The following is a 26,901-nucleotide window of genomic DNA, read 5'->3' as shown; positions in this document are numbered from 1 at the left end:
TTTTCCCGTCAAAGAGTAATTTCATCATTATGCCGTAATCGCACAATTACGGCTTTAAAGGGTATTGACTATGAGTAAAGTGATTGACTCGCTTGAAAAGGTACTCCTTCCTTTTGCTGTTAAAATAGGAAAGCAACCGCACATTAATGCGATTAAAAACGGCTTTATTAAATTAATGCCGTTGACCCTCGCCGGGGCCATGTTCGTATTAATTAACAACGTCTTTCTCAGCTTTGGTGAAGGCTCTTTCTTCTATTCAATGGGGGTCCGCCTGGATGCCTCAACCATTGAAACCTTAAACAGCTTTAAAGCTATCGGCGGTAACGTTTATAACGGTACCTTAGGCATTATGTCGCTGATGGCGCCGTTCTTTATCGGCTCGGCGCTGGCGGAAGAGCGCAAGGTCGACCCGATGGCCGCCGGGCTGTTAGCCGTCGCAGCATTTATGACCGTCACTCCCTATAGCGTCGGCGATGCTTACGCCGTGGGCGCCAACTGGCTGGGCGGGCAAAATATTATTTCGGGGATGATCATCGGTCTGGTGGTGGCGGAACTGTTTACCTTCGTTATTCGTCGCAACTGGGTCATTACCCTGCCGGACAGCGTGCCGTCATCGGTATCGCGTTCGTTCTCGGCGCTGATCCCAGGCTTCCTGATCCTGTCGGTTTTCGGCATCGTCTCCTGGCTGCTGGCCTCGTATGGTAGCAACTTCCACCAGATTATTATGGACTCCATCTCCACGCCGCTGGCGGCGATGGGCAGCGTTGTCGGCTGGGCGTACGTTATTTTCAACTCCCTGCTGTGGTTCTTTGGCGTACACGGTTCGCTGGCGCTGACCGCGCTGGATAACGGCATCATGACCCCGTGGGCGTTGGAAAACATTGCGCTGTATAACCAGTATGGTTCCGTTGAAGCGGCCATTGAGGCGGGCAAACAGTTCCACTTCTGGGCCAAGCCGATGCTCGATTCGTACATCCTGCTGGGCGGCTCCGGCGCGACTCTGGGCCTGATTATCGCCATCTTTATCGGCTCGCGCCGTGCCGACCATCGTCAGGTTGCTAAGCTGGCGCTGCCGTCAGGCATCTTCCAGATTAACGAACCGATTCTGTTCGGCCTGCCCATTATCATGAACCCGGTGATGTTTATCCCGTTCGTGCTGGTGCAGCCGATTCTGGCAGCCATCACCCTGGCGGCCTACAGCATGGGGATTATTCCTCCGGTGACCAACCTGGCCCCGTGGACTATGCCGACCGGTCTGGGCGCCTTCTTTAACAGTAACGGCAGCGTCGCTGCTCTGCTGGTGGCGCTGTTCAACCTTGGTGTCTCGACCCTGATCTACCTGCCATTTGTCGCGATTTCCAATAAAGCGCAAAGCACCATCGAGCAGGAAGAGAGCGAAGAAGATATCGCTAACGCACTGAAATTCTGATGTCGAGCGGTACGGGAGCTTTCCCGTACCGCCTGAGAAATGAGGGAATAATATGTTTGATTTGGACCATATCGAAGCAGAAGAGATGCCTGAGAATGACCTCGAAGAGGTGGTGATGGGGCTGATTATCAACTCCGGACAGGCCCGCAGCCTGGCCTATGCCGCGCTGAAGCAGGCGAAACAGGGCGACTTCGCCGCCGCTAAAGCGATGATGGAGCAGTCGCGGGTGGCGCTGAGCGAAGCCCACCGCGTACAGACTCAGCTGATTGAAAGCGATGAAGGCGAAGGGAAAATGAAGGTCAGCCTGGTGCTGGTTCACGCGCAGGATCATCTGATGACCTCAATGTTGGCCCGCGAACTGGTCGCCGAATTGATTGAGCTACATGAGAAGGTACAATAGGCCATCTACACGATGAGGCAGCCAAAGATGATGACCACAGAAATCAGTACCGCCCGCGAACAGCAGCTCTTCAACGGGAAAAACTTTCATGTGGTCATCTACAACAAGACGGAAAGCGTTAGCGGGCTTCACCAGCACGACTATTACGAATACACCATCGTTTTAACCGGGCGCTATTATCAGGAAATTAATGGCAAACGGGTGCTGCTGGAGCGCGGGGATTTTGTATTCATCCCAATGGGGTCGCACCATCAAAGCTTTTACGAGTTTGGCGCGACGCGCATTCTTAACGTCGGCATCAGCAGGAGTTTCTTTGAGAAACACTATCTGCCGCTGCTGCCGTTTGGGCTGGTCGCTTCGCAGGTCTACGCGGTCAAAAGCACCTTTCTCAGCTACATCGAATCGGTGATTGCTTCGCTGAATTTTCGCGAAACTGAATTTGACGAATTTATTGAACTGGTCTCGTTTTACACCATTAATCGTTTACGGCACTACCGCGAGGAGCCGGTGCAGGATGTCATTCCGCAGTGGCTAAAAAATACCGTCGAGGATATGCACGATAAACATAAATTTGGCGAAGGGGCGCTGGAACAGATGGTCGAGCTCTCCGGGAAAACTCAGGAATATTTAACCCGGGCAACCCAACGCTATTATGGTAAAACGCCGATGCAGATTATTAATGACATTCGCATTAACTTCGCCAAGAAACAGCTGGAAATTACCAACTACTCGGTAACCGATATTGCTTACGAATCAGGCTACAGTAGCCCCAGTTTGTTTATTAAAACATTCAAAAAACTGACCTCATTTACGCCAAGCAATTATCGTAAGAAGCTTACCATCGTTAATTAACCGGAGCGGAACCTTCCGCGCTGGAAAATATTCAGATTAACTGTCCGTATTGATACGGAGAGTGGGCTACGCGCAATTCGTGGCGCCACAAGGGAGAATATAATGAGCCAGAAATTAAAAATCGTTACTATCGGTGGCGGCAGCAGCTATACCCCTGAACTCCTCGAAGGATTCCTGAAGCGTTATCACGAGCTGCCGGTTACGGAACTGTGGCTGGTGGATGTGGCGGAAGGGCAGGAGAAGCTCGATATTATCCACGCTCTCTGCGAGCGGATGGTGGAAAAAGCCGGCGTCCCGCTGAAAGTCTATAAAACGCTGGATCGCCGCTCGGCGCTGGAAGGCGCGGACTTCGTCACCACTCAGCTGCGCGTTGGGCAGCTGAAGGCGCGTGAAAAAGACGAGCGTATCCCCCTTAGCCACGGCTATCTTGGCCAGGAAACTAACGGCGCCGGCGGCCTGTTCAAAGGTTTGCGCACCATTCCGGTGATTTTTGATATCGTCAAAGATGTGCAGGAGATCTGCCCGGACGCATGGGTAATTAACTTTACCAACCCGGCGGGAATGGTGACCGAGGCCGTATATCGCCATACGAACTTCCGGCGCTTTATCGGCGTGTGCAATATTCCGATCGGCATGAAAATGTTTATTACCGACGTGCTGCAACTGAGCCCGGGCGATGAGCTGAATATCGACCTCTTTGGCCTCAACCACCTCGTGTTTGTGCGCGACGTGCTGGTGAACGGCGTATCGCGCTTCGACGAGCTGCTGGACGGCGTCGCGTCCGGGAGCCTGAGCGCCAACTCGGTGAAAAACATCTTCGATTTGCCGTTCAGCGAAGGGCTGATTCGCTCCCTGCGCTTAATTCCGTGCTCCTATCTGCTGTACTACTTCAAGCCGAAAGAGATGCTGGCGATTGAAATGGGCGAGTACTATAAGGGCGGTGCCCGCGCTCAGGTGGTGCAGAAGGTGGAAAAACAGCTGTTCGAGCTGTATAAAAATCCGGATCTCAACGTTAAGCCGAAGGAGCTGGAGCTGCGCGGCGGGGCATACTACTCCGACGCGGCCTGCGAAGTGATCAACGCTATCTACAACGACAAGCAGACCGAGCACTACGTGAATATTCCGCACCATGGCCACATCGATAATATCCCGGCCGACTGGGCGGTGGAAATGACCTGTACGCTCGGCCGCGACGGGGCGAAGCCGACGCCGCGCATCACCCGTTTCGATGAAAAAGTCCAGGGGCTGATTTACACCATCAAGGGCTTTGAAGTGGCGGCGAGCCAGGCGGCGATAAGCGGCGAGCTGAACGATGTGCTGCTGGCGCTCAATCTGAGCCCGCTGATTCACTCCGACCGCGATGCCGAAATGCTGGCGCGTGAAATGATCCTCGCCCACGAAAAATGGCTGCCTAACTTTGCGGCGACGATTGAGAAACTGAAACAGTAACGGGAGCGGCTGATGGAACGCGTGTTAATCGTTAATGCCGACGATTTTGGCCTCAGCAAGGGGCAGAACTACGGCATTATTGAAGCTTGCAAAAACGGGCTGGTGACCTCGACCACCGCGCTGGTTAACGGCGCGGCAATCGGCCACGCGGCCCAGCTCAGCCGCTGCGTGCCGGAGCTGGGCGTCGGGATGCACTTCGTCCTGACGCTGGGCGAGCCGCTCTCCGCGATGCCGGGCCTCACCCGCGAAGGGCGTCTGGGGAAGTGGATCTGGCAGATGGCGGAAGAGGGAAGCCTGCCGCTGGATGAGATCGCGCACGAGCTGGAGTGTCAGTATCAGCGGTTTATCGAGCTGTTTGGCTATGAACCGACGCATATCGACAGCCATCACCATGTGCATATGATTGCGCAGATTTATCCCATCGTGGCGGCATTTGCCCGCGAGAAGGGCGTGGCGCTGCGTATTGACCGTCAGCAGGCGCAGCGCGACGGCCTGGCGCAGGATGCGGCGCGCAGCAGCGATGGCTTTGCCAGCGAGTTCTATGGCGACGCGATTTCTGAAGCGTTGTTCCTGCAGACTCTGGATGATTCAATCCAGCGGGAAGAGGCGTCGCTGGAAGTGATGTGCCACCCGGCGTTTATTGACCACACCATCATGAGCAGCGCCTACTGCTACCCGCGGCTGGCTGAGCTGGAGGTGCTGACCTCCGAGGCGCTGAAATATGCTGTGGCCGAACGCGGCTATCGTCTCGGGACCTACCGCGACGTATAAGGCGCGGATTGGCCCGCGGTAAAGGCCCGGCAGGGGAGACGCTGCCGGGCCTTTTGCTATGCCGGGAGCGCCGCCATCAGGGTTAACACATTAACCATCGCGCCGTTACGGCAAACGGTCGTTGCTGAACCCAACCCCCGATGACAATGGGGCGTTACGGCTATTGCGTTTTGTCGAAGCAAAACGAGTGGCAAGCAGGGGGCGACGCAAAGGGGGATCTTCGGCTATGATGGCGGTTCTGTTCCCGCTTTGTTTAGTGAATCCATGAGCTATGAAAACACTTCGCCAACAAAATCGCCCTGTCATTAGCTACGTGCCTCGAGCGGAGCCAGCGCCGCCGGAACACGCCGTCAAAATGGACGGTTTTCGCGACGTGTGGCTGCTGCGGGGTAAGTACGTGGCCTTTATTTTGCTCGGGGAACGCTTTCGTCGCTCTCCTGCGTTTAGCGTGCCGGAAGCGGCGCAGCGCTGGGCGACGCAAACTCGTCAGGAAAACGAGCTGGCGCCCTGAGCGCAGAATTGAGCAATAAAAAAACCGCAGATAGGGCGCTATCTGCGGTTTTTTTTATCCCGACCTGAGGTTAACGGTGCGCCAGCTCCGCGTCGTCTTCGCTCTCAAGAATGGTTTTATCCGTCTGGCGCAGCCACTGGCTGGTCAGGGTTCCGGCGGTCATTGAACCGCTAACGTTCAGCGCGGTGCGGCCCATGTCGATCAGCGGCTCAACGGAGATTAACAGCGCGACCAGCGTCACCGGCAGGCCCATCGCCGGCAGGACGATCAGCGCGGCAAATGTTGCGCCGCCGCCGACGCCGGCAACACCGGCGGAGCTCACGGTAACAATCCCGACCAGGGTGGCAATCCACAGCGGATCGAGCGGGTTGATGCCGACGGTTGGCGCGACCATCACCGCCAGCATTGCCGGGTAGAGGCCGGCACAGCCGTTTTGACCAATCGTGGCGCCAAACGAGGCGGAGAAGCTGGCGATCGATTCAGGTACGCCCAGACGACGGGTTTGCGCTTCCACGCTCAGCGGAATGGACGCGGCGCTGGAGCGGCTGGTGAAGGCAAAGGTCAGCACCGGCCACACTTTGCGGAAGTATTTCAGCGGGCTCACGCCGTTAACCGCCAGCAGCAGCCCGTGGACCACGAACATGATGCCAAGTCCAAGGTAGGAGGCGACAACGAAGCTACCGAGCTTGATGATGTCCTGCAGGTTGGAGCCCGCCACGACTTTAGTCATCAGCGCCAGCACGCCGTACGGCGTCAGTTGCATCACCAGGCGTACCAGCTTCATCACCCAGGCCTGCAGGGTATCGATGGCGGTCAGCACGCGCTGGCCTTTGGCGACGTCGTCCTTCAGCAGCTTCAGCGAAGCGACGCCGAGGAAGGCGGCGAAGATAACAACGCTGATGATAGAGGTCGGGTTAGCGCCGGTCAGGTCAGCAAACGGGTTCTTCGGCACAAAGGAAAGGATCAGCTGCGGAACGCTGAGATCCGCGACCTTACCGGCGTAGTTGCTCTGAATGGCGTTCAGGCGGGCGGTTTCCGCGCTCCCCTGGACCAGCCCTTCGGCGGTCAGGCCAAACAGGTTGGTCACCAGTACGCCAACCAGGGCGGCGATAAGGGTGGTGAACAGCAGGGTACCAATGCTCAGGAAGCTGATTTTACCCAGCTGTGAAGCATTGTGCAGGCGCGCGACGGCGCTCAGAATAGACGCGAATACCAGCGGCATTACGATCATCTGCAGCAGCTGCACGTAGCCGTTGCCAACGATATTGAACCATTGAATGGAATCTTTTAGTACCTGGCTGTCGGAACCGTAAATAAACTGCAGCGCAAGACCGAACGCGACGCCAATGACCAGACCGACCAGCACTTTTTTGGCGAGGCTCCACTGTTTGTGGCGAGTTTGGGCCAGCGCAAACAGCAAAATCGCGAACACGATAACGTTCGCTATAAGTGGAAAGTTCATCCCCGTTCTCCTGATATCTTTATTACCTGGGCTGGCCTGTTTACCAGCTCTTATGGCGCAAGGTTAGCAGAAGCGGAATTCATTACTTATATTCAAATGGAATTGATTATAACTAATTTGATATTTCGTTTATTTATCGTCCGGTCTGCTGACTAATGAAGCGATTAAAGGTTATCTGCAGCGTATTAATCATGCCGGACGACCAGCGCACGGCGCTATTTTCGGCGAGAGTTTGCGGCATCCACACCGCGTAGACAAACAGCGCCATGCACAGCGCGCGCTCCAGCTGGTTGCCCTTGCGCGGCGCGAGGATAGGCAGGCGAAAACGCCAGCGGCAGGGCCACAGCAGCGGCACGCCGGCGGGGGTCAGCATGTCGGCAAGAATATGGCTGAGATAGCCGAGCACCAGCCCCTGCAGCGCGTCGGCGGGCACAAACCAGCTTTCCGGGACTTTCAGATAGAAAAGGGTGATCGCCGCGAATACCGCCAGCAGGCTGTGGGTGAACCCCCGATGACCAAACGCGCGCGCCACCGGCCTGGAGATCCAGCTCAGCCGCTGGCCCAGAAGTGATTTAGGGTGATCGATATCGGGCAGCAGGCAGGTCAGCACCGCGGAGGGGACGATATGCCACCAGTCGCCCTGCGCCAGCACGGGCGTGAGCTCCGCATTTTTAGCAAATACCGCACAGGCGATAGAAAAGAAGAGATGGCCTTCCGCCGTCATGATAAAAACCCTAAACTGTCGATTCATACAGTATAGGGTTTTTATACAGTGTGCGAAAGAGGTGACGGTGTAACTCTTTGTCACAAAATTGTCAGCGCGCCAGCCATCCGCCATCCACCGCCAGGGTGTAGCCGTTCACGTAATCCGCCGCGGCCGAGGCGAGAAACACCACCGGTCCTTGCAAATCGTCCGCTACTCCCCAGCGCCCGGCGGGGATGCGGTCGAGGATCTCTTTGCTGCGCTCGCTATCGTCACGCAGCTGTTGGGTATTATTGGTCGCCATATAGCCCGGCGCGATGGCGTTAACGTTAATGTTATGTCCCGCCCATTCGTTGGCCATCAGGCGGGTTAAGCCGAGTACGCCGCTCTTTGAGGCGGTGTAGGACGGGACGCGGATCCCGCCCTGGAAGGAGAGCATCGAGGCAATATTAACGATCTTGCCGCCGCCGCCCTGCTGAATAAACTGCCGGGCGACCGCCTGGGATAAAAAGAACACCGACTTCAGGTTGAGGTTCATGACATCGTCCCAGTCGCGCTCGCTAAAATCGAGCGCATCGGCGCGACGGATTGTCCCGGCGTTATTGACCAGAATATCTATCCGACCCATGGCGGCAACGGCTTTAGCCACGATTTGGCTTATCTCGTCCTGGCGGCTGAGATCCGCCTGAACCGCGCTGAAGCGGCGGCCCAGCGCCTGGACTTTTTCTGCGGTTTCGTGCGGGACCTTACGGTTGACGCTGACGATATCGCACCCGGCCCGGGCAAGCCCCACGGCCATTCCCTGACCCAGCCCAGTGTCACATCCCGTCACGATCGCGACCTTACCCGTAAGATCGAAGGCGTTAAGTACCATATGTCCCTCCGTATGCTGATGTATGCGTGAATACACGCCGTTGCAGCCAGCATAGAGGCACCAGAGGGAAAAAACAATTAAAAATGAAACGGTGTTTTATTTTATGTGATGAGGCAGCCGTTGCTCCCTCATCACTCCGGCCGCTTAGCCGCGCAGGTCGCTGACGCTAAGCGCCGTCAGCGTTGTCAGCTTAACGTCGGCGAGCGCAAATCTCCGGTCATGACTATGCTCCTCGGCCGGGATCACGATTGAGCGCATGCGCGCCGCCTTGCAGGCGATCATGCCGTTAACCGAGTCTTCGAGCGCCACGCAGTTCATCGGGTCAACGCCTAGCTTTGCCGCGCAGTCGAGGTAGACCTGCGGATGCGGTTTGCTGTACGCCAGCAGCTCGGCGGAGGCCAGAGCGTCGAACTGGTCGCGCAGTTCAAACATGGTGAGCACTTTTTCCAGCATCCGCAGCGGCGAGGCGGAGGCGAGACCGATCTTCAGCCCCTGCGCCTTGCACAGCGCAACGGCTTCACGCACGCCGGGCAGCAGGGGACGCGAGGCTTCCACCAGCTCAATGGCACGGCTGATAATACGCGCGGTGACGTCGGCGCGGTCCGGCCCCGTCCACGGCTGCTGCGCAAACCACAGGTCCACCACTAAATCGATGCGCAACCCGAGAATATCGGGCAGTTCGCCGCGACGGCTGATATCCACACCGAGGCTTGCTATCACCTCCAGCTCCGCCCGATCCCATTGCGGCTCAGAATCAATCAGTAATCCATCCATATCGAAGATTGCGGCATGAATTTGGCGCCTGGCTGACATATGTCCCTCTCCTGTAGCGTAAGTCGATAACCAATTTGCGTTCATGGTATATCATACCGCGCTTTATTGGGCGAAATTCGCCAGTGAAGGTAGACTTAGAACCTGACCGGTTGGTTCTTGGCAGTGAAGGCGTCTTAAACAAGGGGAACCCATGACGTATCAACAAGCTGGACGCATTGCAGTACTTAAACGTATTTTGGGGTGGGTCATCTTTATTCCCGCGGTAATATCGACGCTGATTTCCGTACTGAAGTTTATGTATGAGCATAGCGAGAAGAAGCCGGGTATTGATGCGGTGATGATGGACTTTGCGCACGTAATGATTGAAATGATGCGTTTCAATACGCCGTTTCTTAACTTTTTCTGGTACAACTCGCCGCTGCCGGACTTTAAGCACGGCCTGAATATTGGCTTCTGGATAATCTATATTCTGGTCTTTGTCGGGATGGCGCTGCAGGCCTCCGGCGCGCGGATGGGCCGCCAGGCGAAGTTTCTTCGCGAAGGGGTTGAGGATCAGCTGATTCTGGAACAGGCCAAAGGCGCGGAAGGGCTGACGCGGGAGCAAATCGCTGAACGTATCGTGGTGCCGCGCCATACGATCCTCGTGCAGTACTTCCCGCTGTACGTTCTGCCGGTGGTGATTATTATTATCGGCTACTTCTTCTTTTCGCTGCTCGGCTTCCTGTAAAGCGATAGATTGCCCGGCCTGCCGGGCAATGTTTCACTCGCCGGGGATGGCGCGCGGCTTGCCCTGATTGTCCACCGCTACGTAAATAAATAACGCTTCCGTTGCCTTGTAGCGCTGCCCGATGGGTTCCGATGAGACCTTTTTCACCCAGACTTCAATATTAATGGTGATAGAGGTATTGCCGCGTTTTACGCAGCGGGCGTAGCAGCACACCACGTCGCCGACGGCGACCGGACGCAAAAAGGTCATGCCGTCCACGCGGACGGTGACGACGCGGCCGTGGGCAATCTCTTTGGCCATAATCGCGCCGCCGATATCCATCTGCGACATCAGCCAGCCGCCAAAAATATCGCCATTCGCGTTGGTATCTGCCGGCATCGCCAGGGTGCGTAAAACCATTTCGCCCTTCGGGGCGAGGTCTGTTGTTGTCATTCTGTACTCTGTGTGGTCAATGAAGATCTGGCGCGATGCTACTATGAAAATCGCCGCGTGAGAATAGCCATCGCCGCGCGGCTATTGGCCGTCAGCTGCCAGGCCGGCTGAATATTAATGGGTATGGAAAATGTATGACGGCTAAATCATACTCACTCCCTCGGTAATAAGTTGAGGACGCTAGTATGAACGACGATTTCCAGGCGATAAAAGATGAATTCGAGAAGCATGGGGAAGATGGCGGGGAAGGGATCGCGCAGGCAATGTATGAGGCCTTATCGCAGCGTCTGGCGCCTTACTTCTTTAACCTGGATGACATCAATAAGCGCAGATTTCTCATCAAATTAGATGAGGGAGAAAAAGAGATCGGCACGCGGCAGAAGTATGATTGGTTTGCCGCCCTCAACAGGAACAAACCCTAGCTCGCGAGGCGGCCTCCGTGAGTGCCGCAAACCCGTCGCGAGCAGATCGGGGTCAACGCTCCGCGGCGCAAAAAAAGCACGCTTCGCGTTATCAGAACCCGCAGCGTGCTTTTTAGTTTTAAATTCACAATCAACGATTTGATCGATAAAGGTTTTTACCTTTATCGATCACTTATCATCCTGTGGCATATGGCGATAGATATAGACGCCGCTCAGCAGAGTGAAAACCAGGGTCAGCGCGGTGAGGCCAAAGACCTTGAAGTTGACCCAAATGTTCTGCGGCAGCCAGAACGCAATGTAAATATTCGCCAGCCCGCAGAGGATGAAAAACACCGCCCAGGCCAGGTTCAAACGTGACCATACGTGCTGCGGCAGCGTCAGCTCTTTGCCGAGCATGCGCTGAATCAGCGGCTTTTTCATGACCCACTGGCTGAACAGCAGGGCGCCTGCGAACAGCACGTAGATGACGGTAACCTTCCATTTAATAAACTCGTCGTTATGGAAGAAAATCGTCAGGCCGCCAAAAACGGCGACCAGCACAAAGGTGATCAGCGCCATTTTTTCAATTTTGCGATAGCGCACCCAGGTGTAGATCAGCACGACCGCGGTGGCGACAATCAGCGCCGTGGTGGCGGCGTAGATATCGTAGAGCTTATAGAATGCGAAGAAGACGACCAGCGGTAAAAAATCCAGAAACTGCTTCATGCATAGGTTCCGTAGTTCAGAGCGGGTCGGGAGGTTTCCCGACCCTGGTTAAATTTAGTTGCGGATAAGCATATACAAGCGGAATAAATAGATCAGCAACAGCGCAGAAATCAGGTTGCTGATGGTATTAATCACCACCGCGCCGACGTTTGGCGTCAGCACCGCAAAGCTGGAAGCCAGCAGCAGCAGCGCGGTTTTGGCCAGCAGCCAGCCGAGAACCGCCGGCGCGACCAGCCGCATATTCGCCCACGCCAGGCGGATGCTGCCGCGCATTGCGCTGAAAATCCCCAGCTTATCCTGTACCAGCATAATAGGGGCAAAGGCCAGCACGATGGCTAACAGGACGCCCGGCACCAGCACCAGCATCATCCCGATCTGCACCACGAAGGTGGTGAACAGGATCAGCAGCAGCAGCTTCGGCAGAACCGGCGCCGCGGCGCCAATCGCGCGCAGAGCGCTGACGCGCTGCCCGGCGGAGACCAGCTGAATCATCAGCAGAACCCCGCCTGCAAGGATGGCGTTGCCCACCAGCCCGGAGAAGGTTGAGGCCGCAGAGGCGCGCAGCAGAACCTGCTGTTGCTCCGGCGTCATGTTCTGCACCAGCTCAAACAAGCCTGCGCTACCCGCCAGATTATCGCCTTCGCTCAGAATCGAGAGCTGCTCTTCGCTGGGTGAAAACGCGTGGCCAAGGACTACCGTTATTAGCGCGCACAACAACGCAACCAGCAAAATGGTAATGAACTGATTACGAAAAAAATTTCCCGTGTCACGGTAGACGGACTTCGCCGTGATAGACATGCACTCTCCTTGAGTATTGCAGGTGTTAACTAGCCGGCGATTGTACCGCAAATCGCTTCAGCGTAGCAGCCTCTGCTCACGCCAGGCTAAGTATATCTTTGTAAAGAGGAGTGAGCGCCGTATCCCGCTGAGTATGGCTTTTGGCACGGTCGCTGTCGCCGCAAAAGCGGGGCGATGGCTCGCCTGGGCCAGAAAATGCCAAAAATTGATCTGCCTAATCATTTGCTTATTACATTCGACCGCAAAAATTAATCTGGATCAACAAATGTTAAAACTAATGATTTTGTGTGATCTATGTTGGATCAAACATAACTCATTGTGGGTATATTCTTCGCGCTTAATAACCATAATGAGGAAGTGGGTATGAAGAAGTTAGCAGCGGTAGGATTAATTTTGAGTACGCTTTCCGGGGGCGTCTGGGCGCACGAAGCCGGAGAGTTTTTCATTCGCGCAGGTTCGGCCACCGTTCGTCCGACGGAAGGTTCTGACAACGTGTTAAATAGCCTGGGTAGTTTTAACGTCAGTAATAACACTCAGCTGGGATTAACCTTCACCTATATGGCTACGGATAATATCGGCATCGAGCTGCTGGCGGCCACGCCGTTCCGCCATAAGGTAGGTACCGGCCCGACGGGAACCATCGCGACGGTGCACCAGCTGCCGCCAACCCTGATGGCGCAGTGGTATTTTGGCGATGCGCAAAGCAAAGTGCGTCCCTATATCGGCGCCGGTATTAACTACACCACCTTCTTTAATGAAGACTTTAACGATACCGGCAAAGACGCCGGGCTGTCCGATCTGAGCCTGAAGGATTCGTGGGGCGCCGCCGGTCAGGTAGGGCTGGATTATCTGATTAACCGCGACTGGCTGCTCAACATGTCGGTGTGGTACATGGATATCGACACCGACGTGAAATTCAAAGCCGGCGGCGTGGACCAGAAGGTCAGCACCCGCATCGATCCGTGGGTGTTTATGTTCTCTGCGGGATATCGGTTCTAAGCCTCTCAACAGCACTGGTCGCTATCTGATCAGTGCTGCTGTGATACCTGCGAACGACTTACGTACGTATCCGCCTTACGGAGCGCCTTCCACCCGTAATGTCGTCCTGTGACGCATTACCACGGAACGGTGCGTCCCTGATAATCCAGATACTCCAGCCCCGGCCGCTGGCGTTTTTCCAGCAGCACCCTGATCAGGCTGGGGATGGTCTCCTCGATGGTCAGCGGCGCATCGCCGCCGCCCAGCGCGGTGCGGATCCAGCCCGGCGCCATTGCCACCATAGGATGCGTCGCCGAAGCCGCGCGGGCGGCAAAACTGCGCATAAACATATTCAGCGCGGCCTTGCTGCCTCTGTACAGTTCGCGCTGTCCGCTAAGGTTATTGCCGAGGCTCCCCTGTCCGGAAGACATCACGCCGAGCAATCCCGACGGGGTAACGTGCCGCTGCAGGCGCTCTATGACCCGCATTGGCGCCAGGGCATTGGTCTGCATCACCTGCATAAACTCCTCTGTGGAGACTTCGCCGATGGTCTGCGAAGGATCGCGGTTGGTGGTTCCGGCATTGACAAAGAGCATCTCCAGGCGACTTCCCGAGAGCCTGTGGTCCAGCGCGGCCAGCTGTTCGTCGTCGCAGATATCCAGCGTTTCCAGGCGCACCCGACCGGGGTTGTCCTGCGCGAGCTGATGAAGCGGCGTCGGATGCTGAATATCGCGTACGGTGCCGATTACGTTCCAGCCGAGCTGCAAAAATTCGGCGGCCATGGCGTGGCCCAGCCCGCGAGAGGCGCCGACGATTAAAACGCTGTGATGAGCAAGAGGGGTCATAGGAGAAATCCGCAACAAAGAGTGAGGATCTGACTATAGTCATAGGTTATATCAGGCGGAAGGCGCAGCATATGCACTGTTAACATGCGCCGCACGCCATATCTTACGCCAGGATACCTCATGACCGACCCCGATTTTAATCTACTCGTTGCGCTGGAGGCTCTGCTGGCCGAAGAGAGCGTTGCCGGCGCGGCGCGGCGTCTGGGGCTCAGCGCATCGGCAATGAGCCGGACGCTAACCCGCCTGCGCGATGCGACCGGCGATCGGCTGCTGGTCAGGGCGGGGCGTAAAATGGTGTTAACCCCGTATGCGCAAAATATCAAAGCGCGAACCCAGAATGTGCTGTTCGAGATGCGCTCGGTGCTGAATGCTTCCCTTGCGCCGCTCCATCTCCCGACGCTGGAGCAAACTTTCACGTTGCGTACCAACGAAGGCTTCGTCGAAACCTTTGCTCCGGCGCTGATTGCTGCCTGCGCGCGGGATGCGCCGGGGGTGACGCTGACATTTGTGGCTAAGACCGAGAAGGACCCGCAGTTTTTACGCGAGGGGCGCGTGGACCTCGAGATTGGCGTACTCAAGAATATGGGGCCGGAAATCCGCCTGCAGGCGCTGTTTCGCGATCGCTTCGTCGGCGTGCTGGCAAAGAGCCACCCGCTGGCGCAATCGGCAAGCATGACCCGGGAAGCGTATATCTCCTGCGGGCACGTGATTACGTCTCGTCATGGCATGGTGCGGGGGCCGGTTGATGATGCGTTGGCCGGGTTTGGCCTGCAGCGTAAGATTGCCGCGGTGGTGCCCAGCTTCGCCGCCGCGCTGGCGGTTGCCCGCCGTTCACGGCTGATTGCGCTGGTCCCGGCGTCCTACATTGGCGATAGCCCTGCGGCCGATGTTGCCGTTTTTGAGCTTCCGGTGCCGACGCCGGAAATTACCGTTTCGCAGATGTGGCATCCCCGACAGGAGCAGGAGCCGGGCCACCGCTGGTTGCGTCAGCAGGTGCTTAGCGTGTGTCGTCAGGCGTCATAAGAGCAAAAAAAAGCCCGCAACGGATGCGGGCGAAAAATACTGGAAGCAATGTGAGCAATGTCGTACCGAATACCTGAGTGTTTTGCTCAACTATTCGGTAATGAGAAAGATAATGTTTCTCATTTAAGATATCAACCCCATCTTTTGTGCGGAAGCGATTTTTTTTACTCGATCACAAAAACGCTGCGCTTCTGGCTGTTGTCGCGAGGCCAGGCCGCCGCCACTTCGCGCAGCGGTAGCGGCGTGGTGGCGATAGTAAACCCGCCGGCCGCGGCGGCCTGCAGCATCTCCCCGGTCGCTGCCAGCAGCTGGGTCATTGACAGGCTGCCGATCCCGCTTCCCAGCAGCTGCAGCGGCGCCGAACGCAATACCGCGCCGTTGAGTGAGATATCTGCCCCGGAGAGAGAGCCGACCTGGACGTAGCGCACCGGCGCATGGCCGGGGCTGCTTTTTGCCAGCGCCGGTAGCAGCAGTTCGGCGCTGGGGCCCCACAGATAGTCGACGACGACGTCGATCTGCCCCGCAGCAAGCTCGGCGAACTGAGCCCGCAAAGTGGGATCGTCTGCGGTCAGGTTGATGCAGACATCCGCGTCGAGCGTTGCCAGCGACCCTGCGTTACGTCCGGTGGCGATCACTTTTTTCGCTCCCAGATAGCGGGCGATCTGGATTGCCAGCTGGCCGGCGCTGCCGGTGGCGCCGTTGATCAGCACCGTCTCACCGGCGATAAAGCCCGCGCGTTTCACCAGCGCAGCCCAGGCCGACATCCCGGGGTTGGCCATAGCGGCGGCGGTAACATCGTCCAGCGCATCCGGCAGCGGCAGGCAGTTAGCCGCGGCCACCGGCGCCCGTTGCGCCATGCTGCCCCAGGGGGCGCGAGGGAAGGCGAAGTAAACGCGCTGCCCGTTCGGCAATGTTCCCACGCCGTCGATGCCGACGACAAAGGGCAGACGACCGTCAAAGCTATAGTGTTTGCCGCTCGCCCGGCCCTTGACGACATGGCTGATGGCGGCGGCGCGTACGTCAACCAGGAGATGGTTTTCATCGGCCTGCGGATCGGCAAAGTCCGCCCACACCGGGCCCTGCTGGAGTTCAAATACGACGGCTGCTTTCATGGTGTTACCTCCGGGAAGAAATTACGTGTAAAATGCACATATCAGATGGCGGCACTATACCCCGGGTTAAATAATATATGCAAGATGCACATAATAATTACGACATCACCGACTTTCACGGGGCGCTGCTGGATATCATCCGCGTGATGAATCTGCCGGTGCGCGATGAGCAGATACTGCAGGCCGCCGAGGTGCAGCTCGATCAGATCCTTTTTCCGCTGCTGGTGGCGATAGGGCGCTATGGGCCGGTTGGCGTGGTTGAGCTGGCGGATAGCCTGGGACGGGATTACACCACCGTTAGTCGGCAGGTGAAAAAGCTGGAGGCGCAGAACCTGGCGCTGAAGCAGCCTAACGTCAGCGATCGACGGATTAGTGAAGTGACTTTGAGCGAGCAGGGTAAGGCGCTGATTGAACGCATTGCGCTTGCCAGAACGCGGCTGATGAATCAGGTGCTGATGGACTGGACGCAGGAGGATGTGCTGGCGCTGTTCCGCCTGACGCGCAAATACGCGGACAGCCTGCAGCAAAAAACAACCGCCTGACGAGCCGCCAGGCGGTAGAGGTGTTACGCCGCTTTAGTGGCGGCTTTAAGGCCCTGCACAAAAGCCTTCAGCTCGGCCAGCATCGTTTGCGGATCGCTGAGGTTACGTTCGATGATTTTGACGATGGCGGAGCCGGAAATCGCCCCGGCGGCACCGGCGTCAATCGCGGCGGTAACCTGATCGGCGGCGGAAATACCGAAGCCCTGCAGCGGCGGCGCGGCGTTATACTCGCGCAGCTTCTCAATGAGATGATGCAGCGGCAGGGCGGCGCGGTTTTCCGCCCCGGTGACCCCGGCGCGCGACAGCAGATAGGTATAGCCGCGACCAAAGGAGGCGATCTGGCGCAGCAGCTCGTCATCGGCATTCGGCGGACAGATGAAAATGGGCGCGATATTGTGCCGCATCGCCGCCTGGCGGAACGGCGCCGACTCTTCGATGGGGACATCGGCGACCAGCACGGAATCCACGCCAACCCGCGCGCATTCGGCATAGAACGCGTCAATGCCGGGGCTGAACACCAGGTTCGCGTACATCAGCAGGCCGATGGGGATCGTCGGGTGCTTGTGACGGATCGCCGCCAGCATCTCGAAGCACTGCGCCGGCGTTACGCCGGCGGCGAACGCACGCAGGGCTGCGCCCTGGATCGTCGGGCCATCGGCCAGCGGGTCGGAGAAGGGAATACCCAGCTCCAGGGCGTCGGCGCCCGCTTCGATCAGCGTGTCGATGATTTGCAGCGACAGCGCCGGATTTGGATCGCCAAGCGTCACGAAGGGAACAAACGCGCCTTCCTGGCGGGATTTCAGTTGTGCAAACAGCGTCTCATAACGTTCCATTAGATTTCCCCTCGCGCTTTCAGAATATCGTGTACGGTGAAAATGTCTTTATCGCCGCGACCGGACAGGTTAACTACCAGCAGCTGCTCTTTTTCCGGATTTTCACGCATCATTTTTAGCGCATGGGCCAGGGCGTGGGAGGATTCCAGGGCCGGAATAATCCCCTCATGGCGGGAGAGCTCTTTGAAAGCCTCCAGCGCTTCGTTGTCGGTTATCGACACGTAGTCGGCGCGGCCGGTGCTGTTGAGGAACGCATGCTGAGGGCCCACCGACGGGAAGTCCAGCCCGGCGGAGATAGAGTAAGATTCTTCAATCTGGCCGTCATCGGTCTGCATCATCGGCGATTTCATGCCGAAATAGATGCCAACGCGACCGTGCTTCAGCGGCGCGCCGTGCTCGCCGGTTTCAATTCCGTGGCCCGCCGGTTCCACGCCGATCAGGCCGACGTTGGTTTCCTCGATAAAGTCAGCAAACATGCCGATTGCGTTGGAGCCGCCGCCGACGCAGGCGATGACCGCATCCGGCAGACGGCCTTCGCGCTCAAGGATCTGCGCTTTGGTCTCTTCGCCGATCATGCGCTGGAATTCGCGGACGATGGTCGGGAACGGGTGCGGGCCGGCTGCGGTACCGAGCATATAGTGAGCGGTATCGTAGCTGCCGGACCAGTCGCGCAGCGCTTCGTTACAGGCGTCTTTCAGCGTGGAGGAACCGCTGTGCACCGGGATCACTTCCGCGCCCATCAGACGCATGCGGAAGACGTTTGGCGACTGGCGCTCAACGTCTTTAGCGCCCATATAAATGCGGCATTTCAGGCCGAGCAATGCGCTGGCGAGCGCGGAGGCCACGCCGTGCTGTCCGGCGCCGGTTTCGGCAATGATTTCGGTTTTGCCCATGCGCTTCGCCAGCAGCGCCTGGCCCAGCACCTGGTTGGTTTTATGCGCGCCGCCGTGCAGCAGATCTTCACGCTTGAGGTACAGCGTGGTGCGGGTGCCTGCGGTCAGGTTACGACATTTGGTCAGGGCCGTTGGGCGACCGGCGTAGTTTTTCAGCAGGTCGCTAAATTCAGCCTGGAACTCAGGATCTTTCTGCGCGCTGACGAAAGCTTCTTCCAGCTGGCGCAGGGCGGGCATCAGGATCTGCGGGACGTACATACCGCCAAATTCGCCAAAATAGGGGTTCAGTAAAGTACTCATTATTGCATTGCTCCTTAATATGCGCGCAGCGTCTGGAAAACCGAGGCCAGCTTGCTGGCGTCTTTAATACCCGGCTGCGACTCAACGCCTGAATTAAAATCGAGTCCGGCACAGCCGCTTTTGGCGGCTTCTACGCAGTTATCGGCACCGAGTCCGCCTGCCAGCAGGACGTTACGCAGGTCCTGGCCTTGCAGAAGCGTCCAGTCGAAACGCTGGCCGCTGCCGCCCTGGCCGTTATCGAAGAGATATTTATCGACCTGCTGCAGGTTGCGTTCCGGCAGCGTGTCGCCCACGCTGAGCGCTTTCCAGATCTGGATTTGACCCGGCAGCCGCGCACGCAGCGCGTCGATATAGGCCTGGTCTTCGCTGCCGTGCAGCTGAACCGCAGCCAGCCGGAGGCTCTCTGCGCGGTCAGCCACCTCCTGGAGCGGCGCATCGCGGAACACCCCGACGTAGCGCAGTCCGGCGGCCTGGATAATCTCTTTAGCCTGCGCCTCGTTGACGACGCGCGGTGAGCCAGGGACGAAAATCAGCCCGCCGTAGAGGGCGCCGGATTCATAGGCCACCTGCGCGTCCTGAGCACGGGTCAGGCCGCAGACTTTGTTTTCACCGAGCAGCACGCGCTTAACGGCCGCGTCGAGGTCATCGTGCTCCATCAGCGCTGAGCCAATCAGGAAGCCGTTAGCAAAGTGGCTGAGATCGCGAACTTCGGCGTAGGTATGAATCCCGGATTCGCAGATCACGGTGACGTCATGGCCCAGACGCGGCGCCAGCTGGCGGGTGCGGTTGAGGTCAATCGACATATCGCGCAGATCGCGGTTGTTGATCCCGACCACCTTCGCCTTCAGCGCGATGGCGCGCTCCAGCTCTTCTTCAGTACTGACTTCGGTCAGCACGCCCATGTTCAGACTGTGCGCGACGGCGGCGAGCTGGCGATACTGTTCATCGTCCAGCACCGACAGCATCAGCAGGCAGGCGTCGGCCTGATAGTAGCGCGCGAGATAGATCTGGTAAGGATCGATGGTGAAATCCTTGCACAGTATCGGCTGCGGCGCGATGGCGCTGACGATGGGCAGAAAATCAAAGCTGCCCTGGAAATATTTCTCATCACACAGCACCGAGATCGCCGAGGCGTAGTTCTTATACACTCCGGCAATTTCCGCCGGGTCAAAATTCTGGCGAATCAGGCCCTTCGACGGCGAGGCTTTTTTGCACTCGAGAATAAACACGCTGCGCGTCCCCGCAAGGGCATCGTAAAAGTTACGCTGCGTCGGGACGACCTCGTTTTGAAAACTGGCTAACGGCTGCTGCTGCTTGCGGGCTTCTACCCAAATCGCTTTGTCGGCAACGATTTTTGCTAAAACGGTCTGCATTATTTACCCTCTTGCCGCTAATGCGGTCACTCTGTCATAGGCCGCTCCGCTGCGCAGCACGTCAATCACCTGTCGGGCGTTGGCTTTCAGGTCTTCATGCCCGTGTAAACGCATCAGCATAGCGACGTTGGCGGCGACAGCGGCTTCGTGAGCGGCTTCACCTTTACCTTGTAGTAAGCGCGTCAGAATGTCACGGTTTTCTTCCGGCGTGCCGCCGGCCAGCTGTTCCTGGTGATAAGGCGTCAGGCCAAAATCATCCGCGGTCAGCTGATAGCTTTTGATCTCGCCGTTATTCAGCTCCGCGACCACCGTCGGCGCGTGGAGCGACACCTCATCCATGCCGCCGCTGTGGACGACCGCCGCCCGCTGGTAGCCCAGCACGCGCAGGGTTTCCGCGATAGGCAGCACCAGCTCCGGGCTGTAGACGCCAATCAGCGCCAGCGGCGGATGCGCCGGGTTAATCAGCGGCCCCAGCACGTTGAACAGCGTCCGGGTCTTCAGCTGCTGACGGACCGGCATCGCGTGGCGAAAACCGGTGTGATATTTCGGCGCAAACAGGAAGCAGACGCCCAGCTCATCCAGCGCGGTGCGGGATTTATCGGCGTTCATATCCAGGTTGATGCCGAATGCGGCCAGCAGGTCGGAAGAGCCGGATTTGCTGGAGACGCTACGGTTGCCGTGCTTCGCGACCTTCAGCCCACAGGCTGCGGCGACAAACGCGCTGGCGGTAGAAATATTGATGCTGTTGCTGCCGTCGCCGCCGGTGCCGACGATATCGGCAAACGGGTAGTCAGGACGCGGGAACGGCGCGGCATTTTCCAGCAGGGCGGTGGCCGCTCCGGCAATCTCCTGCGGCTGCTCGCCGCGCACCTTCATGCTGACCAGGGCGGCGGCCAGCTGCTCGGGCTTCACTTCGCCGCGCACCACCGCAGAAAACAGCTGGTGGCTCTCCTGCTGGCTGAGGGTTTCCGCCTGATACAGCTTTTCCAGAATCGGCTGGATGGTATTGGTTTGCTCCAGCTTCTGCAGCGCCCAGGCCAGGGTTTGCTCCAGCAGACGCGCGCCCTGGGTGGTAAGAATCGACTCCGGGTGGAACTGGAAGCCGCAAACGCGATCGGCATCATGACGCACCGCCATCACCATCCCGTTATAGTTGGCGTTGATGGTCAGCCCGGCCGGAATATTGCTGCCGACCAGCGAATGGTAGCGGGCAACCGGCAGCGGGTTAGTCAGGCCGGCAAACATCGCCTGGCCGTCGTGCTCGATGCTGGAGGCTTTACCGTGCAGGATTTCGCCCGCCTGGCCCACGTAGCCGCCGTAGGCTTCAACAATCGCCTGATGGCCAAGGCAGATGCCGATGATCGGCAGCTTGCCGCGCAGCCGGGTCAGCAGCTCCGGCATGCAGCCGGCTTCGCTCGGCGTGCCCGGGCCTGGGGAGAGCATCAGCACCGGATTGTCCATCGTGCCGATACGCTCAATTAAGGTCTGCGCCGGAACCGAGTTACGGTAAATCACCACGTTATGGCCGTTGGCGCGCAGCTGGTCTGCCAGGTTATAGGTAAAGGAATCGATATTATCGAGCAGCAGAATGTCGGCCATTAGAAAGTCTCCTTAGCGTGGTGGGCCTGGGCAATTGCGCGCAGCACCGCGCGGGCTTTATTTCGGGTTTCATCTGCTTCTGACTGAGGCACTGAATCCAGGACAATACCGGCGCCGGCCTGAACGGTGGCAATGCCGTCCTGCACGTAGGCAGAGCGAATCACGATGCAGGTATCCAGGTCGCCGTGGGCGGTGAAATAGCCGACGGCGCCGCCGTAGCTCCCGCGACGCTTGCCCTCGGCGGCGGCGATAAGCTGCATCGCGCGCACCTTCGGCGCTCCGCTCAGGGTGCCCATATTCATACAGGCGCGATAGGCATGCAGAACGTCGAGGTCGTTACGCAGCTCGCCGACCACCCGGGAAACCAGGTGCATCACGAAAGAGTAGCGGTCGACTTTGGTCAGGTCGGCCACGTAGCGGCTGCCCGGCGTGCAGATGCGGGCGAGGTCGTTACGCGCCAGATCGACCAGCATCAGGTGCTCGGAGAGCTCTTTATGGTCGGTGCGCATTTCGAGTTCGATACGGCTGTCGAGATCGCGATCCAGCGAACCGTCGGCGCGACGACCGCGCGGGCGGGTACCGGCAATCGGGTAGATCTCAATCTGGCGGCTGACGGCATCGTACTTCAGCGAACTCTCCGGCGACGCGCCGAACAGGGTGAAGTCGTTATCCTGCATAAAGAACATGTACGGGCTCGGGTTGCTCTTCTTCAGCACGTCGTAGGCTGCCAGCGGCGACGGGCAGGGCAGAGAGAAGCGACGCGATGGCACCACCTGGAAAATTTCGCCGGCGCGAATTGCGCGCTGCATTTTGCGGACCACGGCGCCGTACTCGTCGTCGCTCTGGTCGCAGTCGCAGGTCATCTGCTCTACCGCGGTGACCGGCAGCGGCGCCGGCGGTTCGTTGAGCTGCTGGCGAAGCTGGGCGATACGCTGCGTCAGACGCTGCTTTTCGCTCGCCAGCGGCGTGAACAGGCTCGACTGGATGCGGGTGCTTTTGCTCTGGTGATCGATAACCAGCAGCGTTTCCGCCAGGTAGAAGCAGTAGTCCGGGCAGGCGGTGTCGCTTTCCAGAGGCGGCAGGTCTTCGAAACCGGCCACCAGGTCATAGGCAAACAGGCCGCCGAAGAACATCGCTTCGCGCTCGTCGTGCGGAACGGTCACCAGCTCCTGCAGCAGGCGGAAGGCGTCAAAAACCGACAAAGAGCACAGGCGGGCGTCTTCATCCAGCAGGGCGCTGACCGGCGGGAAGGTTAAGGTCCGGCCGTTCGGCTGACGCAGATTTTCGATGCCGGAGGGCAGAGCGTTGTCGAGTAAATCCAGCAGCGATGCGCCGTTGCTGGAAAGCGCCTGAATGGTGACAGTGTCACCTAAGGCGGTGATGCGCAGCGCGCTGTCAACCAGCAGCAGGCTCTTTAAATCATCCTTACTGTCGATATCGGCAGATTCCAGCAGCAGGGTTGCCGGACGCGCGCCGCACAGCTGGTGGAACAGCGCCGTCGGGTTTTCGCGATAGATGGCGTCGCTGGTGAGAAGCTCGAGTGCCGGTTTTGATGTTTGCATTATTGTTCTCGCCTGTTCGGTATAATAATTTGTCCAATAAAAAGCCCGCTCATTGGCGGGCCGGGTATCTGTATGCTGAGTGCAAAACGCGATCACGCCGCCCGTTATCAGGAGGTGCGCCACCAGCCGTGCAGAGTGATAATTTGCGTTTTCATCGTGATACCCCTTCATGTGAACTTGCGTACTAGTTAACTAGTCCAGAGGGATAATGTCAACCCCTGTTTGCAGATTTTCTCCGCGAGTCGGTATGATAATGCGCTTATTTAAGTCCATGTCCAGCAGGAGTCATCTTGAGCGATACCCTTTACGCAGTGATTTACGATCTGCATAGCCATACCACCGCCTCTGACGGGCGGCTGACTCCAGAAGAACTTGTCCATCGCGCCCACCAGATGCGGGTCGGGACGCTGGCGATTACCGATCACGATACCGTTGCGGCCATTCCTGCGGCGCGGGCGGAAATTGCCCGCGCCGGCCTGCCGCTGACGCTGGTGACCGGGGTGGAAATTTCAACCCTGTGGGAAAACCATGAAATTCATATCGTGGGCCTGAATATTGATATTGAGCATCCGGCGATGCTGGCCCTGCTTGATGAGCAGAAGGCGCGCCGCCAGCTGCGGGCGCAGATGATTGCCGAGCGGCTGGATAAGGCCCGAATTCCCGGGGCGTGGGAAGGGGCGATGAAGCTTGCCGACGGCGGGGCGGTGACCCGCGGGCATTTTGCCCGTTTCCTCGTGGAGGCAGGCCACGCCAGCAATATGGCCGATGTTTTTAAAAAATATCTCGCCCGTGGGAAAACCGGTTACGTTCCGCCGCAGTGGTGTACAATAAAACAAGCGATTGATGTCATTCATCATTCTGGCGGCAAAGCGGTTGTCGCCCATCCCGGGCGCTACGATCTCTCCGCCAAGTGGCTGAAAAGGCTGTTGGCCCACTTTAGCGAGCAGGGCGGCGATGCGATGGAGCTGGCCCAATGTCAGCAGGCGCCGCATGAGCGCACGCAGCTTGCCGCGTACGCCGTACAGTTTGGTCTTCTGGGTTCACAGGGTTCTGATTTCCATCAGCCCTGCCCGTGGATTGAGCTGGGCCGGAAACTTTGGCTACCCGCAGGTGTAGAAGGGATCTGGCACAGTTGGGAAACGGCCGCAGAATAAAATTGAGAGGGAAGTATGAGCCAGTTTTTTTACATCCATCCGGACAACCCGCAGGCGCGGTTGATTAACCAGGCGGTGGAGATTGTGCGTAAAGGCGGGGTGATTGTCTACCCCACGGATTCAGGTTACGCATTGGGGTGTAAGATTGAAGATAAGGGCGCGATGGAGCGGATCTGCCGCATTCGTCAGCTGCCGGACGGCCACAACTTCACCCTGATGTGCCGCGATCTCTCCGAGCTGTCGACCTACGCGTTTGTCGACAACGTGGCGTTTCGCCTGATTAAAAACAATACGCCGGGCAACTACACGTTTATCCTCAAGGGGACCAAAGAGGTGCCGCGTCGCCTGCTGCAGGAAAAACGTAAAACCATCGGCATGCGCGTGCCGTCGAACCCGATTGCCCAGGCGCTGCTCGAGACCCTGGGCGAGCCGATGCTCTCCACCTCGCTGATGCTGCCGGGCAGCGAATTCACCGAGTCCGATCCGGAAGAGATTAAGGATCGGCTGGAGAAGCTGGTCGATCTGATTATCCACGGCGGCTATCTCGGCCAGCAGCCGACCACGGTTATCGATCTGACCGAAGATTCGCCGGTCGTGGTACGTGAAGGCGTTGGCGACGTGAAGCCGTTCCAGTAACGGAATCCCTCCTCCCCGGCAGCATCGCGATCCAGGCTGCCGGGATCGCGACAGGCTTGCCCCATCGGCGCATGATGCAGGTAGCTTTATTTTGACCTGAGTCGAAATAGTCCGCCGAGAATCGTCCTTCTGGCGCCAGAAGGCTCGCCGCGTCGTGCAAAGCTTGCGGAGAGCCGATCCAGCAGGATGGCAATCAGCACCACCACGAAACCACTCTGCAGGCCAGTGCCAATCTCCAGCTGTTGAATGCTGCTCAAAATATCGTTACCCAGCCCACCGGCCCCGACCATCGAGGCGATGATAACCATCGACATGGCCATCATGATCGATTGATTCACGCCGGCCATAATCGAGGGCTGCGCGGCGGGCAGCTGCACTTTCCACAGCAGCTGCCACGGCGTGCAGCCAAAGGCGATGCCTGCCTCGATGCGCGAAGCGTTAACCAGGCGAATGCCTAAATCGGTCAGGCGCACGACCGGCGGCATAGAAAACAGAATCGTGGCGAAGATCCCCGGAGGGCGGCCAAGCCCGAACAAAATCGTCGCGGGTATCAGGTATACAAAGGCGGGCATGGTCTGCATAAAATCAAGCACGGTGCGAATGATGCTGCCGATAGCCGCGCGTCGCGCGCTCCAGATCCCGAGCGGAATACCGATCAGCAGGCTGAAAAACGTGGATGACAGGGTTAGCGCCAGCGTCACCGCCGCGTGCTCGCTGTAGCCGCTGTAAATGATATACAGCGAAGCAAGCAGGGCAAACAGCGCGAAACTTTTGCCAATTCGCCACGCGCCGAGCCAGACCGCGATAATCACCAGCCCCCACGGCGAAAGCGCATTTATTACGCTCTCGATGCCCCCGGCGAAGCTGTCGATAGCATGGGCGAAACCGTCAAAGCCGCCGCCGGCGTGTACCAGCAGGCGCTGCACGGCGGCGTCAATCTGACGACTAAAATCGAGGGGGTAGCTCATGATGGCTCCTGACGCGCTGTCCAGATATCGGCATAGCTTTCGGCGAGCTGCCAGCGCGAAACGTCGACTCCGGAGAAAAAGTGTTGAACATACGCGGTCGCAGGCGCGTTGATCAGCTCTTCCGGTTTGCCAACCTGCACCAGCTTGCCTTTTTCCATAATCGCAATACGCGTACCGAGGCGCAGCGCCTCCTCCATATCGTGGGTGACAAAGACGATTGTGCGCCGGGATTCCGCCTGTAGCGACAGAAGTAGCGTCTGCATGTCACGGCGAATAATCGGATCGAGCGCGGAAAATGCTTCGTCCATTAACAGCACTGTGGGATCCATGACCAGCGCGCGCGCGAGACCGACCCGCTGCTGCATGCCGCCGGAAAGCTGAGGCGGATACTGTTCGGCAACGTCGCCAAGCCCGACTTTTGCCAGCATGTCGCGAGCTTTCCGATAGCGGACATCCCGGGATTCGCCGGCCACTTCGAGGCCGAACGCCACGTTATCCAGCACGCTGCGTTCGTCAAACAGCGCGAACGACTGGAAAACCATGCCGATATGACGGCGACGCAGGGCGATCAGCTCGGACTCCCGGAGAGCGGAAAGCGTTTTACCCTGGAATATCACCGAGCCGGAACTGGCCGGGAGCAGGTGGTTAAGCGTGCGCAGCAACGTCGACTTGCCGGAGCCGGAAAGACCGACAATGACAAAAATTTCTCCGCCATATATCTTTAAATTGATATCGCTCAAGGCATTAATCGCCGCGCTTTTGGGCGTCGTTGAG

Annotated in this window: 30 protein-coding genes and 1 other annotated feature; of the genes, 13 read left to right on the top strand and 17 right to left on the bottom strand. The window is 58.0% G+C overall.

What is annotated here, in order from left to right; genetic code table 11:
* Positions 1–70 precede the first annotated feature (70 nt).
* The 6 genes from chbC (at position 71) to cedA (ending at position 5,412) form a co-directional block, all read left to right on the top strand.
* Positions 71–1,429 carry a PTS N,N'-diacetylchitobiose transporter subunit IIC gene (gene chbC / locus NWP14_RS06425; protein ID WP_095096915.1) on the top strand — a complete coding sequence of 453 codons (1,359 nt, stop codon included), beginning with the start codon at positions 71–73 and terminating at the stop codon, positions 1,427–1,429.
* 52 nt (positions 1,430–1,481) lie between these two features.
* Positions 1,482–1,829, top strand: coding sequence for a PTS N,N'-diacetylchitobiose transporter subunit IIA (gene chbA / locus NWP14_RS06420; protein WP_095096918.1), 348 nt, complete (start codon positions 1,482–1,484; stop codon positions 1,827–1,829).
* Positions 1,830–1,841: 12 nt separating this feature from the next.
* Positions 1,842–2,681, top strand: a complete 840-nt coding sequence (chbR, locus tag NWP14_RS06415) for a transcriptional regulator ChbR (protein ID WP_255430873.1) — start codon at positions 1,842–1,844, stop codon at positions 2,679–2,681.
* Between the two features lie 102 nt (positions 2,682–2,783).
* Complete coding sequence (locus NWP14_RS06410; protein ID WP_095096925.1) at positions 2,784–4,130, top strand: 6-phospho-beta-glucosidase; 1,347 nt, start codon at positions 2,784–2,786, stop codon at positions 4,128–4,130.
* A 12-nt stretch (positions 4,131–4,142) separates the two neighbouring features.
* The gene (gene chbG, locus NWP14_RS06405; RefSeq protein ID WP_331835424.1) at positions 4,143–4,901 is read left to right on the top strand and encodes a chitin disaccharide deacetylase; all 759 of its coding nucleotides are present in this window, start codon (positions 4,143–4,145) and stop codon (positions 4,899–4,901) included.
* Positions 4,902–5,172: 271 nt separating this feature from the next.
* The gene (gene cedA, locus NWP14_RS06400) at positions 5,173–5,412 is read left to right on the top strand and encodes a cell division activator CedA (RefSeq protein WP_095096931.1); all 240 of its coding nucleotides are present in this window, start codon (positions 5,173–5,175) and stop codon (positions 5,410–5,412) included.
* A 70-nt stretch (positions 5,413–5,482) separates the two neighbouring features.
* Here the strand turns inward: cedA and NWP14_RS06395 are convergent, their stop codons facing one another.
* The 4 genes from NWP14_RS06395 to hxpB form a co-directional block, all read right to left on the bottom strand.
* Positions 5,483–6,874 (bottom strand): L-cystine transporter, encoded by a 1,392-nt coding sequence (locus tag NWP14_RS06395; RefSeq protein ID WP_375215002.1) that lies wholly within the window; start codon positions 6,872–6,874, stop codon positions 5,483–5,485.
* Between the two features lie 133 nt (positions 6,875–7,007).
* Positions 7,008–7,598, bottom strand: a complete 591-nt coding sequence (locus NWP14_RS06390; protein ID WP_095098108.1) for a metal-dependent hydrolase — start codon at positions 7,596–7,598, stop codon at positions 7,008–7,010.
* A 91-nt stretch (positions 7,599–7,689) separates the two neighbouring features.
* The gene (gene kduD / locus NWP14_RS06385; protein ID WP_331835423.1) at positions 7,690–8,451 is read right to left on the bottom strand and encodes a 2-dehydro-3-deoxy-D-gluconate 5-dehydrogenase KduD; all 762 of its coding nucleotides are present in this window, start codon (positions 8,449–8,451) and stop codon (positions 7,690–7,692) included.
* A gap of 144 nt (positions 8,452–8,595) precedes the next feature.
* Positions 8,596–9,264 (bottom strand): hexitol phosphatase HxpB, encoded by a 669-nt coding sequence (gene hxpB / locus NWP14_RS06380; protein WP_346431645.1) that lies wholly within the window; start codon positions 9,262–9,264, stop codon positions 8,596–8,598.
* Between the two features lie 151 nt (positions 9,265–9,415).
* Here hxpB and NWP14_RS06375 point away from each other — a divergent pair, with 151 nt between their 5' ends.
* On the top strand, positions 9,416–9,952 hold the full coding sequence (locus NWP14_RS06375; RefSeq protein ID WP_095096942.1) for a YniB family protein: 537 nt from the start codon (positions 9,416–9,418) through the stop codon (positions 9,950–9,952).
* Positions 9,953–9,985: 33 nt separating this feature from the next.
* Here the strand turns inward: NWP14_RS06375 and yciA are convergent, their stop codons facing one another.
* Complete coding sequence (gene yciA / locus NWP14_RS06370; protein ID WP_095096945.1) at positions 9,986–10,384, bottom strand: acyl-CoA thioester hydrolase YciA; 399 nt, start codon at positions 10,382–10,384, stop codon at positions 9,986–9,988.
* Positions 10,385–10,569: 185 nt separating this feature from the next.
* Here yciA and NWP14_RS06365 point away from each other — a divergent pair, with 185 nt between their 5' ends.
* A complete protein-coding gene (locus NWP14_RS06365; protein ID WP_095096948.1) occupies positions 10,570–10,806 on the top strand; it encodes a hypothetical protein in 237 nt (78 codons plus the stop codon).
* A gap of 168 nt (positions 10,807–10,974) precedes the next feature.
* Here the strand turns inward: NWP14_RS06365 and NWP14_RS06360 are convergent, their stop codons facing one another.
* Positions 10,975–11,511 (bottom strand): septation protein A, encoded by a 537-nt coding sequence (locus NWP14_RS06360; RefSeq protein ID WP_045855040.1) that lies wholly within the window; start codon positions 11,509–11,511, stop codon positions 10,975–10,977.
* A gap of 54 nt (positions 11,512–11,565) precedes the next feature.
* Positions 11,566–12,309, bottom strand: coding sequence for a YciC family protein (locus NWP14_RS06355; RefSeq protein ID WP_346431643.1), 744 nt, complete (start codon positions 12,307–12,309; stop codon positions 11,566–11,568).
* A 363-nt stretch (positions 12,310–12,672) separates the two neighbouring features.
* Here NWP14_RS06355 and ompW point away from each other — a divergent pair, with 363 nt between their 5' ends.
* Entirely contained in the window at positions 12,673–13,308 is a 636-nt protein-coding gene (gene ompW, locus NWP14_RS06350) for an outer membrane protein OmpW (protein ID WP_095096954.1), read from the top strand.
* 116 nt (positions 13,309–13,424) lie between these two features.
* Here ompW and NWP14_RS06345 read toward each other — a convergent pair whose 3' ends face one another.
* On the bottom strand, positions 13,425–14,132 hold the full coding sequence (locus NWP14_RS06345) for an SDR family NAD(P)-dependent oxidoreductase (protein WP_375215001.1): 708 nt from the start codon (positions 14,130–14,132) through the stop codon (positions 13,425–13,427).
* A 120-nt stretch (positions 14,133–14,252) separates the two neighbouring features.
* Between NWP14_RS06345 and NWP14_RS06340 the strand changes: the two genes are divergently transcribed.
* Positions 14,253–15,155, top strand: coding sequence for a LysR family transcriptional regulator (locus NWP14_RS06340; protein WP_375215000.1), 903 nt, complete (start codon positions 14,253–14,255; stop codon positions 15,153–15,155).
* Positions 15,156–15,319: 164 nt separating this feature from the next.
* On the opposite strand, the gene NWP14_RS06335 is transcribed toward NWP14_RS06340, so the two are convergent.
* On the bottom strand, positions 15,320–16,267 hold the full coding sequence (locus tag NWP14_RS06335) for a zinc-binding alcohol dehydrogenase family protein (protein ID WP_375214999.1): 948 nt from the start codon (positions 16,265–16,267) through the stop codon (positions 15,320–15,322).
* A gap of 77 nt (positions 16,268–16,344) precedes the next feature.
* Here NWP14_RS06335 and NWP14_RS06330 point away from each other — a divergent pair, with 77 nt between their 5' ends.
* Complete coding sequence (locus NWP14_RS06330) at positions 16,345–16,809, top strand: MarR family winged helix-turn-helix transcriptional regulator (protein WP_375214998.1); 465 nt, start codon at positions 16,345–16,347, stop codon at positions 16,807–16,809.
* A gap of 23 nt (positions 16,810–16,832) precedes the next feature.
* Here NWP14_RS06330 and trpA read toward each other — a convergent pair whose 3' ends face one another.
* The 6 genes from trpA to trpL all read right to left on the bottom strand — a co-directional run bounded on the left by trpA (position 16,833) and on the right by trpL (position 23,524).
* Positions 16,833–17,642 (bottom strand): tryptophan synthase subunit alpha, encoded by an 810-nt coding sequence (gene trpA, locus NWP14_RS06325; RefSeq protein ID WP_133597785.1) that lies wholly within the window; start codon positions 17,640–17,642, stop codon positions 16,833–16,835.
* Positions 17,642–18,835 (bottom strand): tryptophan synthase subunit beta, encoded by a 1,194-nt coding sequence (gene trpB / locus NWP14_RS06320; RefSeq protein WP_133597787.1) that lies wholly within the window; start codon positions 18,833–18,835, stop codon positions 17,642–17,644. The genes trpA and trpB overlap by 1 nt, the downstream gene beginning before the upstream one ends.
* 14 nt (positions 18,836–18,849) lie before the next feature.
* The gene (gene trpCF, locus NWP14_RS06315) at positions 18,850–20,208 is read right to left on the bottom strand and encodes a bifunctional indole-3-glycerol-phosphate synthase TrpC/phosphoribosylanthranilate isomerase TrpF (RefSeq protein WP_331835394.1); all 1,359 of its coding nucleotides are present in this window, start codon (positions 20,206–20,208) and stop codon (positions 18,850–18,852) included.
* A gap of 3 nt (positions 20,209–20,211) precedes the next feature.
* The gene (trpD, locus tag NWP14_RS06310) at positions 20,212–21,807 is read right to left on the bottom strand and encodes a bifunctional anthranilate synthase glutamate amidotransferase component TrpG/anthranilate phosphoribosyltransferase TrpD (RefSeq protein WP_095096979.1); all 1,596 of its coding nucleotides are present in this window, start codon (positions 21,805–21,807) and stop codon (positions 20,212–20,214) included.
* The gene (locus NWP14_RS06305) at positions 21,807–23,369 is read right to left on the bottom strand and encodes an anthranilate synthase component 1 (protein WP_331835393.1); all 1,563 of its coding nucleotides are present in this window, start codon (positions 23,367–23,369) and stop codon (positions 21,807–21,809) included. Before NWP14_RS06305 ends, trpD begins: the two co-directional genes overlap by 1 nt.
* Positions 23,370–23,404: 35 nt before the next feature.
* Positions 23,405–23,500 (bottom strand) — a sequence feature (Trp leader region).
* Positions 23,477–23,524: a trp operon leader peptide gene (trpL, locus tag NWP14_RS06300; RefSeq protein WP_143350152.1), complete on the bottom strand. Its 48-nt coding sequence runs from the start codon at positions 23,522–23,524 to the stop codon at positions 23,477–23,479. (Overlaps the previous feature by 24 nt.)
* A gap of 135 nt (positions 23,525–23,659) precedes the next feature.
* Between trpL and rnm the strand changes: the two genes are divergently transcribed.
* Positions 23,660–24,523, top strand: coding sequence for an RNase AM (gene rnm / locus NWP14_RS06295; protein WP_076945376.1), 864 nt, complete (start codon positions 23,660–23,662; stop codon positions 24,521–24,523).
* A gap of 15 nt (positions 24,524–24,538) precedes the next feature.
* Positions 24,539–25,159, top strand: a complete 621-nt coding sequence (locus NWP14_RS06290; RefSeq protein ID WP_095096985.1) for an L-threonylcarbamoyladenylate synthase — start codon at positions 24,539–24,541, stop codon at positions 25,157–25,159.
* Between the two features lie 86 nt (positions 25,160–25,245).
* Here the strand turns inward: NWP14_RS06290 and NWP14_RS06285 are convergent, their stop codons facing one another.
* Together NWP14_RS06285 and NWP14_RS06280 are read right to left on the bottom strand one after the other, a co-directional pair.
* A complete protein-coding gene (locus NWP14_RS06285; protein WP_375214997.1) occupies positions 25,246–26,127 on the bottom strand; it encodes an ABC transporter permease in 882 nt (293 codons plus the stop codon).
* The gene (locus NWP14_RS06280) at positions 26,124–26,867 is read right to left on the bottom strand and encodes an ATP-binding cassette domain-containing protein (protein WP_223261757.1); all 744 of its coding nucleotides are present in this window, start codon (positions 26,865–26,867) and stop codon (positions 26,124–26,126) included. The genes NWP14_RS06285 and NWP14_RS06280 overlap by 4 nt, the downstream gene beginning before the upstream one ends.
* Between the last annotated feature and the right edge of the window lie 34 nt (positions 26,868–26,901).

The sequence above is a fragment of the Klebsiella sp. C349492 genome (genome assembly GCF_042055345.1).
GTDB lineage: Bacteria > Pseudomonadota > Gammaproteobacteria > Enterobacterales > Enterobacteriaceae > Klebsiella > Klebsiella scottii.
The sequence above is the reverse complement of the archived record's forward strand: the minus strand, read 5'-3'. Positions and strand labels throughout refer to the sequence as shown.

Excerpts from the sequence above, each read along its gene's own strand:
- chbC (WP_095096915.1), top strand. The coding sequence starts at position 71 with ATGAGTAAAGTGATTGACTCGCTTGAAAAGGTACTCCTTCCTTTTGCT.
- chbA (WP_095096918.1), top strand. The coding sequence starts at position 1,482 with ATGTTTGATTTGGACCATATCGAAGCAGAAGAGATGCCTGAGAATGAC.
- chbR (WP_255430873.1), top strand. The coding sequence starts at position 1,842 with ATGAGGCAGCCAAAGATGATGACCACAGAAATCAGTACCGCCCGCGAA.
- NWP14_RS06410 (WP_095096925.1), top strand. The coding sequence starts at position 2,784 with ATGAGCCAGAAATTAAAAATCGTTACTATCGGTGGCGGCAGCAGCTAT.
- chbG (WP_331835424.1), top strand. The coding sequence starts at position 4,143 with ATGGAACGCGTGTTAATCGTTAATGCCGACGATTTTGGCCTCAGCAAG.
- cedA (WP_095096931.1), top strand. The coding sequence starts at position 5,173 with ATGAAAACACTTCGCCAACAAAATCGCCCTGTCATTAGCTACGTGCCT.
- NWP14_RS06395 (WP_375215002.1), bottom strand. The coding sequence starts at position 6,874 with ATGAACTTTCCACTTATAGCGAACGTTATCGTGTTCGCGATTTTGCTG.
- NWP14_RS06390 (WP_095098108.1), bottom strand. The coding sequence starts at position 7,598 with ATGACGGCGGAAGGCCATCTCTTCTTTTCTATCGCCTGTGCGGTATTT.
- kduD (WP_331835423.1), bottom strand. The coding sequence starts at position 8,451 with ATGGTACTTAACGCCTTCGATCTTACGGGTAAGGTCGCGATCGTGACG.
- hxpB (WP_346431645.1), bottom strand. The coding sequence starts at position 9,264 with ATGTCAGCCAGGCGCCAAATTCATGCCGCAATCTTCGATATGGATGGA.
- NWP14_RS06375 (WP_095096942.1), top strand. The coding sequence starts at position 9,416 with ATGACGTATCAACAAGCTGGACGCATTGCAGTACTTAAACGTATTTTG.
- yciA (WP_095096945.1), bottom strand. The coding sequence starts at position 10,384 with ATGACAACAACAGACCTCGCCCCGAAGGGCGAAATGGTTTTACGCACC.
- NWP14_RS06365 (WP_095096948.1), top strand. The coding sequence starts at position 10,570 with ATGAACGACGATTTCCAGGCGATAAAAGATGAATTCGAGAAGCATGGG.
- NWP14_RS06360 (WP_045855040.1), bottom strand. The coding sequence starts at position 11,511 with ATGAAGCAGTTTCTGGATTTTTTACCGCTGGTCGTCTTCTTCGCATTC.
- NWP14_RS06355 (WP_346431643.1), bottom strand. The coding sequence starts at position 12,309 with ATGTCTATCACGGCGAAGTCCGTCTACCGTGACACGGGAAATTTTTTT.
- ompW (WP_095096954.1), top strand. The coding sequence starts at position 12,673 with ATGAAGAAGTTAGCAGCGGTAGGATTAATTTTGAGTACGCTTTCCGGG.
- NWP14_RS06345 (WP_375215001.1), bottom strand. The coding sequence starts at position 14,132 with ATGACCCCTCTTGCTCATCACAGCGTTTTAATCGTCGGCGCCTCTCGC.
- NWP14_RS06340 (WP_375215000.1), top strand. The coding sequence starts at position 14,253 with ATGACCGACCCCGATTTTAATCTACTCGTTGCGCTGGAGGCTCTGCTG.
- NWP14_RS06335 (WP_375214999.1), bottom strand. The coding sequence starts at position 16,267 with ATGAAAGCAGCCGTCGTATTTGAACTCCAGCAGGGCCCGGTGTGGGCG.
- NWP14_RS06330 (WP_375214998.1), top strand. The coding sequence starts at position 16,345 with ATGCAAGATGCACATAATAATTACGACATCACCGACTTTCACGGGGCG.
- trpA (WP_133597785.1), bottom strand. The coding sequence starts at position 17,642 with ATGGAACGTTATGAGACGCTGTTTGCACAACTGAAATCCCGCCAGGAA.
- trpB (WP_133597787.1), bottom strand. The coding sequence starts at position 18,835 with ATGAGTACTTTACTGAACCCCTATTTTGGCGAATTTGGCGGTATGTAC.
- trpCF (WP_331835394.1), bottom strand. The coding sequence starts at position 20,208 with ATGCAGACCGTTTTAGCAAAAATCGTTGCCGACAAAGCGATTTGGGTA.
- trpD (WP_095096979.1), bottom strand. The coding sequence starts at position 21,807 with ATGGCCGACATTCTGCTGCTCGATAATATCGATTCCTTTACCTATAAC.
- NWP14_RS06305 (WP_331835393.1), bottom strand. The coding sequence starts at position 23,369 with ATGCAAACATCAAAACCGGCACTCGAGCTTCTCACCAGCGACGCCATC.
- NWP14_RS06290 (WP_095096985.1), top strand. The coding sequence starts at position 24,539 with ATGAGCCAGTTTTTTTACATCCATCCGGACAACCCGCAGGCGCGGTTG.
- NWP14_RS06285 (WP_375214997.1), bottom strand. The coding sequence starts at position 26,127 with ATGAGCTACCCCCTCGATTTTAGTCGTCAGATTGACGCCGCCGTGCAG.